The 15,328-nt window shown below is 41.4% G+C and carries 17 protein-coding genes; 9 read left to right on the forward strand and 8 right to left on the reverse strand.

Annotated elements, in window-relative coordinates; translation table 11 throughout:
- Positions 1-115: 115 nt before the first annotated feature.
- From mprF to MHB67_RS04060, 3 genes are all read left to right on the forward strand, one after another.
- Positions 116-2,686 (forward strand): bifunctional lysylphosphatidylglycerol flippase/synthetase MprF, encoded by a 2,571-nt coding sequence (mprF, locus tag MHB67_RS04050; RefSeq protein WP_133744894.1) that lies wholly within the window; start codon positions 116-118, stop codon positions 2,684-2,686.
- 92 nt (positions 2,687-2,778) lie between these two features.
- A complete protein-coding gene (locus MHB67_RS04055) occupies positions 2,779-3,327 on the forward strand; it encodes a thioredoxin family protein (protein ID WP_103132713.1) in 549 nt (182 codons plus the stop codon).
- 333 nt (positions 3,328-3,660) lie between these two features.
- A complete protein-coding gene (locus MHB67_RS04060) occupies positions 3,661-4,128 on the forward strand; it encodes a DUF393 domain-containing protein (protein WP_024425226.1) in 468 nt (155 codons plus the stop codon).
- 36 nt (positions 4,129-4,164) lie between these two features.
- On the opposite strand, the gene MHB67_RS04065 is transcribed toward MHB67_RS04060, so the two are convergent.
- Positions 4,165-5,421 (reverse strand): transcriptional regulator, encoded by a 1,257-nt coding sequence (locus tag MHB67_RS04065; RefSeq protein WP_024425225.1) that lies wholly within the window; start codon positions 5,419-5,421, stop codon positions 4,165-4,167.
- Positions 5,422-5,698: 277 nt separating this feature from the next.
- Here MHB67_RS04065 and MHB67_RS04070 point away from each other — a divergent pair, with 277 nt between their 5' ends.
- Positions 5,699-6,286, forward strand: a complete 588-nt coding sequence (locus MHB67_RS04070) for a nitroreductase (RefSeq protein ID WP_024425224.1) — start codon at positions 5,699-5,701, stop codon at positions 6,284-6,286.
- A 38-nt stretch (positions 6,287-6,324) separates the two neighbouring features.
- Here MHB67_RS04070 and MHB67_RS04075 read toward each other — a convergent pair whose 3' ends face one another.
- The 3 genes from MHB67_RS04075 to MHB67_RS04085 all read right to left on the reverse strand — a co-directional run bounded on the left by MHB67_RS04075 (position 6,325) and on the right by MHB67_RS04085 (position 7,601).
- Positions 6,325-6,480: a YfhD family protein gene (locus tag MHB67_RS04075; RefSeq protein ID WP_024425223.1), complete on the reverse strand. Its 156-nt coding sequence runs from the start codon at positions 6,478-6,480 to the stop codon at positions 6,325-6,327.
- 61 nt (positions 6,481-6,541) lie between these two features.
- On the reverse strand, positions 6,542-6,652 hold the full coding sequence (locus MHB67_RS04080; RefSeq protein WP_017358836.1) for a YfhE family protein: 111 nt from the start codon (positions 6,650-6,652) through the stop codon (positions 6,542-6,544).
- A gap of 52 nt (positions 6,653-6,704) precedes the next feature.
- Positions 6,705-7,601 (reverse strand): TIGR01777 family oxidoreductase, encoded by an 897-nt coding sequence (locus MHB67_RS04085; RefSeq protein WP_044334456.1) that lies wholly within the window; start codon positions 7,599-7,601, stop codon positions 6,705-6,707.
- A gap of 94 nt (positions 7,602-7,695) precedes the next feature.
- On the opposite strand from MHB67_RS04085, the gene recX reads away from it, so the two are divergent.
- Both recX and MHB67_RS04095 read left to right on the forward strand, forming a co-directional pair.
- Positions 7,696-8,487 carry a recombination regulator RecX gene (gene recX, locus MHB67_RS04090; protein ID WP_024425808.1) on the forward strand — a complete coding sequence of 264 codons (792 nt, stop codon included), beginning with the start codon at positions 7,696-7,698 and terminating at the stop codon, positions 8,485-8,487.
- 3 nt (positions 8,488-8,490) lie between these two features.
- On the forward strand, positions 8,491-8,805 hold the full coding sequence (locus tag MHB67_RS04095; protein ID WP_044334454.1) for a YfhH family protein: 315 nt from the start codon (positions 8,491-8,493) through the stop codon (positions 8,803-8,805).
- A gap of 23 nt (positions 8,806-8,828) precedes the next feature.
- On the opposite strand, the gene MHB67_RS04100 is transcribed toward MHB67_RS04095, so the two are convergent.
- Both MHB67_RS04100 and MHB67_RS04105 read right to left on the reverse strand, forming a co-directional pair.
- Complete coding sequence (locus MHB67_RS04100; RefSeq protein WP_008360604.1) at positions 8,829-9,002, reverse strand: YpzG family protein; 174 nt, start codon at positions 9,000-9,002, stop codon at positions 8,829-8,831.
- A gap of 25 nt (positions 9,003-9,027) precedes the next feature.
- Entirely contained in the window at positions 9,028-9,177 is a 150-nt protein-coding gene (locus MHB67_RS04105; RefSeq protein ID WP_003217849.1) for a small, acid-soluble spore protein K, read from the reverse strand.
- Positions 9,178-9,293: 116 nt separating this feature from the next.
- Here MHB67_RS04105 and MHB67_RS04110 point away from each other — a divergent pair, with 116 nt between their 5' ends.
- From MHB67_RS04110 to MHB67_RS04120, 3 genes are all read left to right on the forward strand, one after another.
- Positions 9,294-9,566, forward strand: a complete 273-nt coding sequence (locus MHB67_RS04110) for a YfhJ family protein (RefSeq protein ID WP_024425219.1) — start codon at positions 9,294-9,296, stop codon at positions 9,564-9,566.
- A 299-nt stretch (positions 9,567-9,865) separates the two neighbouring features.
- A complete protein-coding gene (locus MHB67_RS04115; RefSeq protein WP_024425218.1) occupies positions 9,866-10,849 on the forward strand; it encodes a glycosyltransferase family 2 protein in 984 nt (327 codons plus the stop codon).
- Positions 10,850-10,936: 87 nt separating this feature from the next.
- On the forward strand, positions 10,937-13,531 hold the full coding sequence (locus tag MHB67_RS04120; protein ID WP_342492813.1) for a YfhO family protein: 2,595 nt from the start codon (positions 10,937-10,939) through the stop codon (positions 13,529-13,531).
- Positions 13,532-13,592: 61 nt separating this feature from the next.
- Here the strand turns inward: MHB67_RS04120 and MHB67_RS04125 are convergent, their stop codons facing one another.
- Entirely contained in the window at positions 13,593-14,012 is a 420-nt protein-coding gene (locus MHB67_RS04125; protein ID WP_024425804.1) for a regulatory YrvL family protein, read from the reverse strand.
- A gap of 69 nt (positions 14,013-14,081) precedes the next feature.
- On the reverse strand, positions 14,082-15,245 hold the full coding sequence (locus MHB67_RS04130) for an oxalate decarboxylase family bicupin (RefSeq protein ID WP_024425215.1): 1,164 nt from the start codon (positions 15,243-15,245) through the stop codon (positions 14,082-14,084).
- Between the last annotated feature and the right edge of the window lie 83 nt (positions 15,246-15,328).

The following is a 15,328-nucleotide window of genomic DNA, read 5'->3' on the forward strand; positions in this document are numbered from 1 at the left end:
TCTAATTGAAAGGTTCGTCAAGCTTTTGAATGTTAAACTGCATGAATCAAGTGGTATTTGTTGTATAATAATGTTCAGTTGAAATAATGAAGCAACCTAGAAAGTTGGGAAAAACATGTGGAACAAAAAAACGGGTATGACGATCTTAAAAATGCTTTTTCCGATCGTCATTATCCTTGTCTTGATTTTTGTCGCGAAGCAGGAGCTGAGCGGACTTTCCATTAAAAAGACGTTTTATATTATTGACAGCTTGAACCGAATGGACTTGTTTATTCTTGTCTTTCTTGGACTTGTCGCGGTTTTATCGATGTCCTTATACGATTTTATTTTACGAAAAAGCCTTGATATGCCCATCAGCGGCTGGAAAACGATACGCATTTCCTGGATTGCGAACTCCTTTAACAGTGTTCTTGGATTTGGCGGTCTATCAGGAGCAGGGCTTAGAACGCTTCTCTATAAGGAGTACATAACAGATACGAAAAAATTGCTGAAAGGCATTGCCCTTTTGACTTCCTCTGTCCTTTTGGGCTTATCTATTTTCAGTGATTTGATCTTGGTCAGGGTGCTTCCAGTTGAAAGTATTATCAGCCAGGAGCCGTGGCTTTGGGCATTTGTCATTATCTTTGCCTGTATTGTACCGATTTATATCGTCATGGCATCCATTCGAAAAAGCTCGATCGAGAGCGGTGAAAATGGACTGAAGCATCCAATTTACGCTTATATCGGGGCATCGTTTTTAGAATGGCTGGCAGCTGGACTTGTCATGTACATGGCTGTCGTCTCTATGGGGATGAATGTCGATGTCCGAATAGTCTTAGGTGTATTTGCGATTGCGTCAATCGGCGGTTTAATCAGTATGGTTCCGGGCGGATTTGGTTCGTTTGACCTTATCTTTTTACTGAGCATGCAATACATTGGTTTTGATAAAGAGATGGTGCTGACGGCGCTCGTCTTGTACCGCTTCGTGTACTCGATTTTCCCGTTTATCTTAGGGCTTTGTCTAGCTGCTTACGATTTAACGGGAACGACGCTTAGACGTCTTGAAGGCAATCCGAAAATGGCACCTGCCATTGAAACAACGAACGTTTTAATTGTTTTGCACCGTGCTTTATTAATCCGTTTATTGTACGGATCTTTATCGATTTTAACCTTTGGAAGCGGCTTGCTTATCATGGCATCTGTTGTGCTTCCAGTCGATCGATTAGGTGTGATTACCAGCATTCCGCGCTTTCTGTTATCAGGATTTAATGGTCTTTCTTTAATGTTCGGAATCATTCTGATGATTTTGTCCATTGAAGTGTATAAAAGAACGAAAAGATCGTACGTGCTGACAATGATCTCTTTAGCAGGCGGTTTTGTGTTTACTTTGTTAAAGGGGTTTAACCTCAGTCTGATTTTTATTTTGCCAGTCATCATGGCTGTGTTTTTCTCTCTTCGAAATCAATTTGTAAAGCAGCAGGCACCTTATTCCTTGTATCAGTTTGTGACGGCTGCCGCTGGTTATTTACTCGTGCTGTTTAATTATAATGTGATTGGCAACTTTATTTGGACAAAAATCGGACATTTCTTGAGTAAGGATTACTTGGTGCATAATGAACGGCATATCACGATGACAAGCATGATTGCTCTCATCGGTGTCCCGCTTTTCTTCTTCATTAGTAAATTGATTTTTAATAAGAAAGCATTTCCGATTGGAGAAAAAGCAGATGAGGAAAAACTAAAAACGTTTTTAGAAGAAAAGGGCGGAAATGCCCTCAGTCATCTTGGCTTTTTAGGCGACAAAAAACTATTTTTCTCAAGTGATGGAGAAGCGATGCTTCAGTTTGGACGAATTGGCCGCTGCGTCATTGTGCTTGGAGATCCATCTGGACGTGAGGCGTCTTATCCGCTTGTACTTGAAGAGTTTTTACAGGAGACAGAAAAAGCCGGCTACCGCGTCGCTTTTTATCAAGTAGAACGAGAAGGGATGGCTCTTTATCATGACTTAGGCTTTCACTTCTTTAAGCTTGGGGAAGAAGCCATGGTCGATTTAGAAACGTTTACTCTGTCAGGTAAGAAAAAATCAAATTTACGAGCTGTGGCGAATAAATTTGAACGAGAAGGCTACACCTTTGAAATGCTGGAACCTCCCTTTTCAAATGAGTTGATCTCAACCTTAAAACAGATCTCTGACAGCTGGCTCGGAAAGAAAAAAGAAAAAGGATTTTCGCTCGGTTATTTTCAAGAAGACTATCTTCAAAAAGCACCGATTGCGATTCTAAAGGATGAACAAGGGCAGATCATTTCCTTTGTATCATTGATGCCGATGTATCAAGAAGGGGAGATTTCCATCGATTTAATGCGTCATATGCATGATGCACCGAACGGGATGATGGATGCGCTGTTTATCCACCTGTTTCAATGGGCGAAAGAAAAAGGCTACAAATCGTTTAACATGGGAATGGCACCTTTATCGAATGTGGGGACGTTCCATCAGTCCTTTCTTACGGAGCGTTTGGCGAGTGTTATTTTCAACAATGTCAGATACATGTACAGCTTCAGCGGTTTACGGTCATTTAAACAGAAATATAAGCCTGAATGGCGCGGGAAATATTTAGCGTATAAAAAAAATACGTCACTGCCAGTCACAATGGTACTTGTCACCAAGCTGATTGGGATGGACCCCAATCGAAAGCGGCGTCCATAAACCAAAAGACCTTTACCTTTCACTAGGTGAAGGTTTTTTTAGACAAAAGAATAGCAAAAGTGGTAAAGTTGAAGGGTAAGGGGGATGTTCATATGACATTAAATGAATGGTTTACAAAGGGATTAGCTGAACGTATATATGTACACAACATGGAGAAAAACCGGGAAAATCTGCTCACGGTGTACAACCAGTATGCAATTCATCAAAAAGAAAAAGAGCTGCTTCAAAAGCTGCAAAAGAAAAAGCTCAGAGCACTTGTCATCACAGCGGATTGGTGCGGAGATGCGATGGTTAATGTCCCAATTTTCATGCGTATTGCAAATGAAGCACTCATTGATGCGCGCTATTTCATTCGGGATGAGCATCTAGACCTGATGGATCAGTATTTAACGAACGGGACCGCAAGATCGATTCCGATTATCGTCATCATTGATCAGGACGGGAATGAAGTGGGCAAATGGGGACCTCGCTCAGCAGAAGCGCAGCGCTTTGTCGACGAGAAAAAACCGGACAAAGATGCACCTGATTATGAAGAAGCTTTTCAAGTATTTGCGAAAGAAGCCGCACATCACTATACGACAGACCGCTACTTATGGAAAGATATTGAGAAAGAAATAGTAGAAGTTTTGGCAAAAATATAAACCAAAAGACTACTTCGCCGCAATGTGAAGTAGTCTTTTTTTATCTTGTTTTTGCGTTTTACCTACAAAACCACCGCATAAAGATGTAGAAAACCGCAGAATTCTATCAAATACCGCAGAAAACCGCAAAGCACCACGATTTTCCCAACCACTTTTAGTTGAAAAACCTCATATATGCTATGAAATCAATGATTTTGCCCTTATCCAAAGGCTCATATAACGCACAACGGTTGGCTTTTTCCCAATACAAGAGGCCCAGCAACTATAGTAATCTAGTTGTAATCTCCTTTGAACGAACTAAAAAAATGATGGAAAAGGACAGGCGATCAATTTATGAAAAAAATCATTTATCTCGATCAAGAAAAAAAGAAGCTCGCTGAATCGAAAAAAAGAGAACAGCGTTCCATTAAATCACTGAGGCTGCTTGTGTTTTATGACGGACAAAGCCCTGCATGTGCAAAAACGATTGATGTGTTAAGATCACTCGATTGGAAAAATCGGATTCACTTTGAATCCTTTAGACACTCGCAGCTGCTCAGGCTGAATAAAATCAGTGAAGAGAAGGCGGAAAAACGAATTGTGTCTATTTCCCTAGCCAAAAATCAAAAGAATTCAGGGATTTATACTTGGCTGCGTATGGCCTGCCATATCCCTGCTTTATGGGGAACGGTCCCATTCATCGTGCTCAGTATTTGGCTAGGCTTTGGACAGCATGCGTACGATTTCTTTGCAAAAAGACGGTATATTCATTCTGTCAAACGGGTGAACCATCATGACACAGATCAACAAGAGACCATTTAATAAATAGAAAAAGCATGACCTTCGATCGGCAGAAGGTCATGCTTTTTTGTAATAGGGAAGATATACTGTTAAATGATCGAGCAGTTTCTTTGTGTAGGACTTATAGGCCTGCTCATCAAGCTCAGCACCTGCATAGGTAAGTAAGGTCCTAAGAGCAAACAAATATTCACTGTGCAGCTCATTGTGTTCAAAGTAAGGAAGGGCTGCTTCGACCAAATAGGTTTTCAAATCAAGAGGGTTTTCCTCAATCATCAATTTATAGATTTTGATCATATATAAACAGTTTGGCTGAATACGAGGCTGTTTTAACAGCTCGTGTATGTAGGGAAGTGCTTTTTTGCGGTCATATTCAGCGTATAGTGTCGCAATTTCATATAGCGTTTCACAGTAACGATCTTCTATCTGTTCTTGATTAAAGTAATTGAGTGAATCTAGTAAATAAGGCACGGCTGAAGAGAAATCACCTTCACGTTTTAAGAGCACACCGTAATAAAAATAAGCGGACATTTTAATATAGGCATCAGGATGAAGGGACGTGTGCAAAATCACTTCCTTTATATATTTCTTCGCAGTTTGATAGGCTTTTAGTTCAAGTGAGATCACGCCGTGAATAAGTGTACAGTGAATAATCCGCTTGAAATTGTTCTTTTGTCTATATAAATCCATCGCTTGATGTGTCGCTTCAAGCGCATCACCCAGCTGTCCCATGTTTCCAAGTGCTTTTGCATAGTGATAATACAAATCACTTTGTTCGACTGAAGCGTAGGAAAAGCAGCTTTCAAGCTTTTTGAGCCCATCTTCAAGCTGACCAATTTTAATTTGATGAATGCCGTCAAGATATTCAAAAATTTCTTTTTCCGTTTCAATAAAGGTTTTTTCGAATTTTTTGAGCACGCGGTGTGTTTTTAAGGCAAGCGGCTGTTTATCCGTTAATAAATAAAATTGAAATAAGGACAAATGATACTGAATACCTAAATCGAGCGAAAAGAACTGCTCCTCGTGCTGAATGATCATTTCTGCATTTTGTTCAGCCTGATCGAGAGCATAGAAATACATATTCATTTGAAACTCATCCAAAAGTGATAGCAGATGACGCGCCTTTTGTGACAGCTTTTCTTGGCTGATGCCAAGCCGTTCAAGCAGCAAATTGATCGTATCTTGATTGGCCTCCTTTGAGCCATTTTCAATTTTACTTAAATGAGAGACAGAACAAATTCCTTCTGCCAATTCAGATTGGGTCATATTTTGTTTATAACGGTAGAGTTTAATGATTTGTCCAATATTGATTTTCATTCCATCCAGAAGCCTCCCTTCCAATCATGGTTGAAAGCCTTTTGACAAAAAAACCAGATCAGACAAAATGGGAATACTTGAAAATCATTTCATCATCTTGGCTTTTTTCTCAAAATTTGTTTAAAACGTAATATGATTGTAACATTACTTGAAAAAGTCAAACAACTATTTAGCAGACGGGGAGGAGGGATACTTGATTTGCAACTGCATGCGATGACGTTTATAATGTGAATGAGAATCAATTTCAATTAAGTTGATTGAAAGGATGACATATCATATGCCAGAAACGAAACAACAAACAGAAGCGTTAACGGTTCGAGACGCTGTCAGATATAGACGATCGATTCGAAAATTCAAAGACACACCGGTGACGATTGAGCAGCTTCAGCCGCTATTAGAGGATGCAGTCTATGCACCGAACCATAAAATCACGGAGCCATGGCGCTTTTTATATGCGGTGACGGATGAAGCGAAAGCGACTTTTGTAGAGCGCTTTATTGCTTTCTTTCAACGCAACAACCCAGATGCAAAAGAAGAAAAAATCAATCAATACAGAGAATACTTTTCTAAGGTTCCAGCGCTTTTACTTGTCGTGCTAAAAGAAGACGAGAACCCTGTCGTGAGAAATGATGATTTTGCCGCCGTCAGCGCACTTATTCAAAATCTTCAGCTGCTTGCGTGGGATCAAGGGATCGGTATGGTTTGGAAGAGCGGACGTATTTTATACGACAAAGGCTTTCAACAAGACATGGGATTAAAGGAAAACGAACGGTTTGCTGCGATCCTTCATATAGGTTATCCAGAAGAGGTGCCTGAGGAAAAATCACGTCAGAAAGCATCAAGTCTTCTTACTGAAATCAAATAAAAGAAAAGCAGACCGCTGAATAAGGTCTGCTTTTTTACTTATTGTTTTTTGGCGCGCTGATCGGCCGCTTTCATACGTGCCATTGCTTTTACGTCATTCGGATCTGCAAGTTCTTTGGAAAATTCAACATATTCGCCATCCGTCTCTTGTGCCGCGAGCTCGTGGTTGGATTTTTTGTGTTGGTCTTTTTTCAAAGCCTTTCCCTCCTTTACAAGATCACTTTAGTTATGTGCTTGTTGGAGGGGAATATCCGTCTTATTTGTTTCTTTTTTCTGCTGCTCTTTCCGCTTTTTTGAATTCCTGCTGATACAGGACTTCCTGGGTTTTCTTCAGCTTCGAAGTTGGCTGGTGTTCTTTTTTCTTCATCAAAATCGCCCCCTCATATCATTTCTAATAGGATGGGTGTTTTTGACAACATTTATTCCTTAGAATGCAAAATCGCTTCTTTTAGTTCAGGGTGCAAAAAGTCATAAGAAGAGAGCAGTGCTTTTTTTGGCAGAGCACGCTGACCTTCTAAAACAAGTAATGACATTTCGCCAAGGGCTGTTTTGATCACAAAAGATGGCACCTTCAACCAATGGGGGCGGTGAAGGGCAGAAGCAATGGTTTGTCCAAGCTGTTTCATTTGAACAGGATTCGGTGATGTCACATTGAGCGGGCCTGAGATCTCGTCATTATGAATCGCATAAGCAATGAGATGTGCCACATCCTCAACATGAACCCATGAAACCCATTGCGAGCCTGAGCCGATTGTCCCGCCGGCAAACAGCTTGTAAGGAAGTGTCATCAGTGGCAGTGTCCCTTTTTCGCCTAACACGACGCCAAAGCGGGTGTAGACTGTACGAATGCCGAGTGCTTCAATCTTTTGTCCCTCAGCTTCCCAAAGTTTTGATGTATGACTTAAGAAATCAGTATCTGCAGGAGGTGACTCCTCCGTAAAATCTCCTGTTTGAGATGTGCCATAAATTCCGACAGCACTTGCTTGAATCAGCACAGATGGCTTTGATTCCTGCGCTTCTATAATGCGTCTTACCTCTTGTGTTGATTTGAGACGGCTGGAGAGGATGCCTTCTTTTGCCTTGTCTGTCCAGCGTGTAAAAATAGATTTTCCAGCAAGGTTAATCCATACATCGATGGCAGGCAATTCATGCTCAGGCGCAGCACCTTCAGTCAGCCACTGCACATAATGTAAATGATTTTGTTCGGATTCCTTTGGATTTCTTGTTAAAATATATAGATGATGTCCCTCAGCAGCGAGCACTTTTGTGACATGCTGGCCGATAAAACCGGTTCCTCCGGTAATGGCGATATTCAATTGACATCTCTCCTCTCATATACATACCTATATCTTTCACGATTTTGAATCAGAAGAAACATCCTGACTGTTTTGGAAAAGGAGTGATCACAGGATGCCCTATATTACAAAAATTTCTGCTCAGAAAAACAATACAGAGCGGGTCAACATCTTTCTTGATGAAAAGTACGCCTTTAGCGTTGATTTAGATGTGCTCGTCCAGCACGATTTGAAAAAAGGAAAAGAGCTGGACGAAGCAGATATCATTGAGATTCAATTCGGTGATTCGGTGAAAAAAGGATTTCAGCAGGCCGTTGATTATTTATCCTACCGTATGAGATCAGTGAAAGAAGTCACCGATTATTTAACGAAAAAAGAAATCCCGGCACCTGCTATTAGTGAAATTATACACAAATTAAAGCATTATAAGTATGTAAATGATCTTGAATTTGCAGAAGCCTATGTCAGCACCCACCGCAAAACGAACAGCAAAGGACCGTCCGTCCTAAAAAAAGAATTGAAGCTCAAAGGCATAGACGATGACACGATTGAACAGGCGCTATCGCAATACCCTGATGACTTACAGCTCGAGGAAGCTGTTAAGCAGGTTCTCAAGCTTGTTAAAAAAGAAAAAAATCGTTCTGCAAAAGAGATCGAGCAGCGCATCAAGCTGCAGCTGCAGCGAAAGGGATTTTCGTTTGAGATCATTGATAAAGCCCTTCAAGAAGCCTATGATGGACAAGAAGAGGAAAAGGAAGAAGAAGCCCTCCTTTATATGCTGGAGAAGGCAAAACGCAAGGTAGGATATGACGGATCATTTGAAAAGAAGATGAAAGTGAAGCAATTTTTATTCAGAAAAGGCTTTGATCTCGATACAATTGATCACGTTTTAGACAAAGGGGAATGACAGATGGAAAAACGCTATAGTGAGATGACAGAATACGAATTGAAGCAGGAGATTGCCGCCCTTTCTGAAAAAGCACGAAAGGCTGAACAGCTTGGCATTGTGAATGAATACGCAGTTTTAGAACGGAAAATCGATATGGCGAAAGCCTATTTATTAGATCCAGCCTCAATTCAAACCAAAACGACTTATCAAATCAAAGACACAGAAGAAGAGTTTTATGTAGATTATCTAAATGGCGTTTTTGCGTGGGGATACAGAGTATCGGCTCCAAATAAGGAAGATGCCCTGCCGATTTCAATGCTGACGCAAAAGGACTGATCCTAAAAGATCAGTCCTTTTCTTTACTTCGAACGCTGTTTACGGACGTTGTTCTGAAGTACGATGTCGTGCTGCGTTTGCTGCGTTTCTCCGTTGACCTGAGAGGCAGAATGCTTTGCATTTGCCCATGGTTGAGGGTAAGCGGTTGTCCTTAATTGAACAAAGTCTGCCATATACGATTTCCCATTTGAACTCATATCTCAAGCACTCCCTTTGGAAAAATTAGCGTTTCCCTGATGCCCTCATACGTTCCTGTGGACGTGTGTTCGTTTCACCATTCGGCCGTTTAGACGCATAAGCATCTGTAGCGCCTGGTTCGCCTTCAAACTTGTGATTTACCTGATTTGGAAAGCCTTTTGCTTTATTACGCATATCGATTCCCTCCAAACAATACAAATCATTTGCGTCTTTTGAAGACGTAAGGGTAGTATATGAAAAAAGAAGTTTTTTTAAAAAGGCACATTCTGCTAGATGAAGGAGGAACAGGCATGGAACAATACTTTGAGCGATTAACAGAACAACTTATGGAAAAAAACAATATGCTGACATATGACGAAGCACGTACGTGGGTAGAGCTTCTTTGGAGTGATTTTGAAACGACTTATGCAAAGGCTGGCCGCAAATATAAAGGACAAGAAACAACAGAACGAATTGTCCAAGAGTGGATCGAGAGCTACGGCGCACAGCTGCATCTATTTCAAAATAAACAATCAAAGGCAAACGAGCATCTGCAACAAAACAATCGAGGGCTGCTTCACTAAAAGGTTGCCCTTTTACTTCCATTCATCTTTTTCAATCATTTGGAAAATATACAAATGAACAAATAACTTTATGAAACAATACCCAGTCTGTGATCGAAATTACAGGCTTTTTACAATGATTAAACTTAAAATTACATTAAATTCATCCTGCTGAAAATCACTGGAAATAAAACTCTGATATAATGAAACGATTGAAGAGACATGTAATTTATGGATAATAAAAAAGGGTTTCGTTTTCTGACAAAAAAGGAATAATGAACATATCAGACTATGTGAAAAAAGTGAAGAGAAGGTGCGATATGGAACGGGAATTGCTCTCTGTGATAATTCCTTCTTACAATGAAGGTGAAAACATCAGACGAATCTTTGAGGCACTCGAGGAAGAGTTTCGCGATTTTCATTATGACTTTGAAATCATCTTTGTGAATGATGGAAGCAAAGACAATACGCTTCAATACATGAGAGAGCTCTCTCGCAAAAGTGCAAAGGTCAAATATATATCCTTTTCGCGTAACTTTGGAAAGGAAGCCGCTATTTTGGCAGGTCTTGAACATGCAAAAGGAGCAGCTGCGATTATTATGGACGCCGATCTGCAGCACCCGACGTATTTAATTCAGGACTTTGTCAGAGGGTATGAAGAAGGCTACCATCAAGTCATTGCCAAACGGAATCGTAAAGGTGACAGCAAGCTACGCTCTTACCTGTCATCCATGTACTATAAGGTGATGAACAAGGTAGTAGAAGTGGACTTGCGTGATGGCGTCGGGGATTTCCGTTTAATTTCACGCCAAGCCATCGATGCACTGCTTCAGCTGAAAGAGGGAAATCGTTTTTCGAAAGGGCTTTTTTGCTGGATTGGGTTTGAAGAAAAGGTCATCTATTATGAAAATGTAGAAAGGCAGCATGGTGATACAAAATGGTCACTGAAGAAATTATTTAACTATGGCATAGATGGCGTCATTTCTTTTAACAACCGCCCGCTGCGAATTTGTTTTTATACTGGCATACTGATCTTATTTCTCTCATTGATTTACATCGTGGCCACCTTTATTCAAATCGTCAGAACGGGCATTATGGTGCCGGGTTATTTTACTTTAATATCAGCTGTGCTGTTCCTCGGAGGTGTCCAGCTTTTGAGTCTAGGTGTGATTGGAGAATATATTGGCCGTATTTATTATGAAACGAAAAAGAGGCCGCATTATTTAATCCAGGAATCAAATGTGATGGAACAAGAGACAAGCTCAAAGGAACAAGACCGAGTGTTAACGCAGTTATTTAAATAACGTGGAGTCAAATAACCGGCAAGCACGAATCGCTTGCTGGGTTGTTTTGTTTCAAAGAGTAGTGGATCTTTTGTGGAAAGGATTTAGATGATGAAACGTAGATGGATACTAATAGGAATGTGCCTCATTCTCGCTTTATTAGGACACTCCTTTTTCTTATATGAATATACCCAAGGCCGGTACATGACAGGAGATGGAGACGGGATCTCACAAATGCTCCCATTTAAAAAGCTGCTGTACGATGAATACGTCAAAGGGAACTTCTTTTATTCCTATCAATTCGGTCTAGGCGGCGGTACATATACGCAATTAGGTTATTATTTCACAACGTCGACTGTCTTTATGGTTACAGTCGCTGTCGTCTGGCTGATGAATGCGCTTCATCTCATCCAGTCAACGGACATCCATTTCTGGGCAAATGCCGTCATTTGGCTGAGTGTGATCAAGTTGACGCTTATTCTTTTCATCGCTTACCGTGTGCTCCATTCAATGGTTCAGCATAGGCTGAGTGCATTCACAGGAGCCGCAATTTACGGATTGTCTATTGTGTATTTTCGACATCAAACATTTTGGGAGTTTTTCACCGACAGCATGATGTGGCTCCCGCTGCTGGTGCTTGGGGTTGAACGGATTTTCAAAACTGGTAAGCCGGCTTGGTTTATTGCGGCGTGCAGCCTGATGCTCATCAACAATTTTTACTTTGCTTATATTCATTTTATCTTTTTAGCGATCTATCTTGTCTTCAGATATATCATCAAGCTTCGAAGTGAGGAGCATGGGTGGAAGGTGTTCTGGACGCTGGCGGTTTCTACGCTGTTATCCTTTGGAATCAGTGCTGCCTTTTTTGTCCCGTCTGTCTATGGATTTCTGAATAATATAAGACCGCCATATGATCAATCTATACCTTGGTTTGATCTGCATGATCATCTGCTGTTTACTAGCAGGGTGTATTTATTACCTGTCATCTTTCTCATTTGTATGTTCCTCGTTCCGCTTTACCGGAACAGGTGGTTTTTCATGTTTACATCGATCAGCGTTCTGCTCATTGTTTTTCACTACAGTCCAAAGATGGCGAGCGTGTTTAATGGTTTTTCAGCACCGCAGTACAGGTTTGAATACATTCTTGCCTTTACAGTTGGGGCGGTCGTAGCCATCACCATCAAGCATTTCTCGCAAATCGAGTGGAAGTGGAAAAAGCGTGCGGTCTTAGGCGCTTGGATCGTGTTTCTTCTCGCAGTCATCTTATCAGAACGAGCAAAGGGAAATATGGATGTTGTTGTATTTACAGGCATAGGACTGCTTGTGATCAGCTTGTTTTTCCTTGTGATTCATGCGGAAAAACGCCAGCACCTTCGTCTCATTTCAGCTGTGCTCATCGCTTTCAGCTTACTGACAGCAGGCGTGTATCAGCAGGGCTATTTATCTGAAAGAAGCAATATTAAGAGCGTATCAGATACGTATCTGAATAGTGAGGCGTATGCTGGACATGAGCAAATGAAGCTCATTCAGCAGATTCAAAGCCGCTCTTCAAAAGATCCGCTTGCCCGGATTGATTGGATGAACGGCGTGCGCAACAACACCCCGTTATTTGAAGGCTTTCAAGGCATGAGTGCGTATTCAAGTATATTAAATAAACATTTGCTCAATTTCTACTGGAATGACCTGCAAATCGATATGGGACGTGAAAGTGTCAGCCGTTATGCAACAATGGGGGACAGAGCGAATTTATACAGCCTGACCTATGGAAAGTATTATATGAGAGACAACATTATGCCTTACTCACCGCCAGCTTATTTTAAGCCAATATTGGAAAGCGAGCATTATAAAGTGTATGAAAATACACGGCCGCTGCCATTTGCAAGAACAACAAGCACGATTTATTCAGAAGAATCCTTAAAAAATGCCTCAGCGCTTGATAGAGAGCATGCGATGCTGCAAGGTGTGATTTTAGACAAAAAAGGAAACGCTGAAATTGAGCACGCGCCAGATCGAGTCAAGGATACAAAGATTCATACGGAACAAGCCGTATACGAACATGGCGTGCTTGATGTATACGGAGAAACAGGCGGCCTGAATATCACGCTGCCAGATGATATGGCCCGCGCTGGGGATGTGTATGTGAGCTTTTATGTGAAGCGGACAGACCGGAACGAAGGATTTCAGTTATCCGTTGACAACTACGTCACCTCACGAAAAAGCAATACATCCATTTACAAAACAGGCGTCAATGAAGTGACGATTCGGGTTCCTGCTGAGAAAATACTTTCGATTCGAGTGCCAAAAGGGACATATGAGCTCGATCAATTGAAACTGTATCAAGAGCCTTACCGCATCCTAGAAAAGGCATATGAAAAAGAAAAACAGGATAATGGCAGCCAGCAGGTAAAGCTCGAAAACAACCGCTTTACGATTTCATATGATAACAAACGCGGCGATGATTATATGGTTCTGCCAGTACCATATGAAAAAGGCTGGGAGCTCACAGTAAACGGTCAGCAGACCGATATTGAACAAGCCAATTACGCCTTTATCGGTTTTCCAATAGAAAAAGGCAAAAACGAGATTGTGCTAACCTACTATCCGCCTTATATCAGAATTCTCGCGTTGATTTCACTCGTCAGTTTGATCGGTGCGATCCTATATGCACGAAGACAACACAAGAAACACCACTTTTCATCATAAGTGGTGTTTTTTATCTTCCAAGGTCTGATCGAACACGATATCCATCATATGAAGCAAATCACTAAGCTTCTTTCTCAAACGAAAACGTCGCATAATCAAACAAAAAATGAAACAACCAAAGGCTTAGAGCAAAGAGGATTTCCTCAGAAGTAGACAGTAAAATGCCGCCTACCAATTCATCTGATAAATAGACAGCACCCCAAATAAACAAAAGATGAATGGATATGGCATAGAAAACGATGGAGCGTTTTTTGGAACGGCATTTTCTAACAACTCTCATAAGCACATGCTCCACATGCTCAAAGGATATCCCAAGTACCACATAGATGCCCATAAATAAAAGCATCGATAAAATCGATTGATAAAAAGCACCCGTTAAATGAAAGAACAGTACACAAAACAACAAAAATATGTAACAGACAGCAGACGCCGCCATGAGCCATTTCAGCCCTTGCCATAAAGCGTGAACAGATTGCTGCATAGGTGAACAAACACTCCTTTACATGAAGATACCTGCAAAAAGGACAGCCTTTTTGCAGGAAGTCATATGTTAATCCTCTTTTTTAGGCGCAGCGATCACAGGATGTTTTTCAGTATCAAGCAGTTTTAAGAAGTCTTCGCCTTGATCTAAATGATCAAGAACAAGCTGTTTCGGTGTGACCGCAAGCCATTGATTAAGTGAAATGTCTGCATAATGATCGCTCTTAAAGATTTCTAAGAAATAAAGCGGTTCGTCGCCTGTATTCTCTACATAATGCCCCATCGCAAATGGGACATATCCAACGTCTCCGGCCTGATAGTTGAAGGTTCTCGCATGTCCATCAGAAGCAAATACCGTCATTCGTGCTTTTCCAGAAATAAAATATTGCCATTCATCCGTATTTGGATGCCAGTGCAGCTCGCGAATGGCACCTGGATCAACTTTCACAAGAGCAGATGCAATCGTTTTAGACGCTTTGAAATTGGTAGAGTCCGCAATCCACACTTGTCCGCCGCTTGACGTAATCGGCTCCTGTTTTAACAGCTCATATTTAAAGGAATTCGGGACTTCTCCTTGCTCTGTTTTTACCTTGTCACATTCAAGGGAACCAGGAATTCCTTTTTGGAAAATATACTTTTCTTTCTCTGGCAGCTTGTCAAACTGCTCTTTTGTCATACCGAAGTTCTTGAGCACGACTTCCTCTGGCGTGTGGGCAAGCCAATCGGTTACTTGGAACGTACTATTTTCTGAGAATGACCCATCATCAAACACAAGCAAGAATTCAGCTCCCGGTTCAAGTGCTTGGATAGAGTGCGGCAGGCCAGAAGGGAAGTACCACAAATCACCCTCAGTCACATCCTCTGTAAAATTGCGCCCCTCTGCATCAACCGATGTAATCCGGGCTTCCCCATAAATCATGTACGCCCATTCCGCTTCCTTATGCCAGTGCAGCTCACGAATCGCACCAGGCTTTAGCCGCATATTGACAGATGCAAGACTTTTAGAGATCGGCAGTTCGCGGACTGTTACCTCTCGGGCGTAGCCGCCTTTTTCTAAACGATTGTGTGTATCAGAAAAAGAATATTTCAGGTTGGAGACTGTTCCATGATCGGTTTCTGGCGGCGTGAGCATATCTGGATTTTGTCTGTCCCGCTCGAGATTACGTGGAATTTTGACCGTTGCTCCTTTTTCTCCTCGAATCGGCTGCGGTATTCCATTTTGCTTTTCACTCATGATAAAATCCCCTTTCAACATCGTATTGTGTGAGGTGACAAAAGGCCTTTCATTTCGCCCTCGTTTTCATAAGGTGAAAAGAA

It is taken from the genome of Bacillus sp. FSL H8-0516 (assembly GCF_038635285.1).
GTDB lineage: Bacteria > Bacillota > Bacilli > Bacillales > Bacillaceae > Bacillus > Bacillus safensis.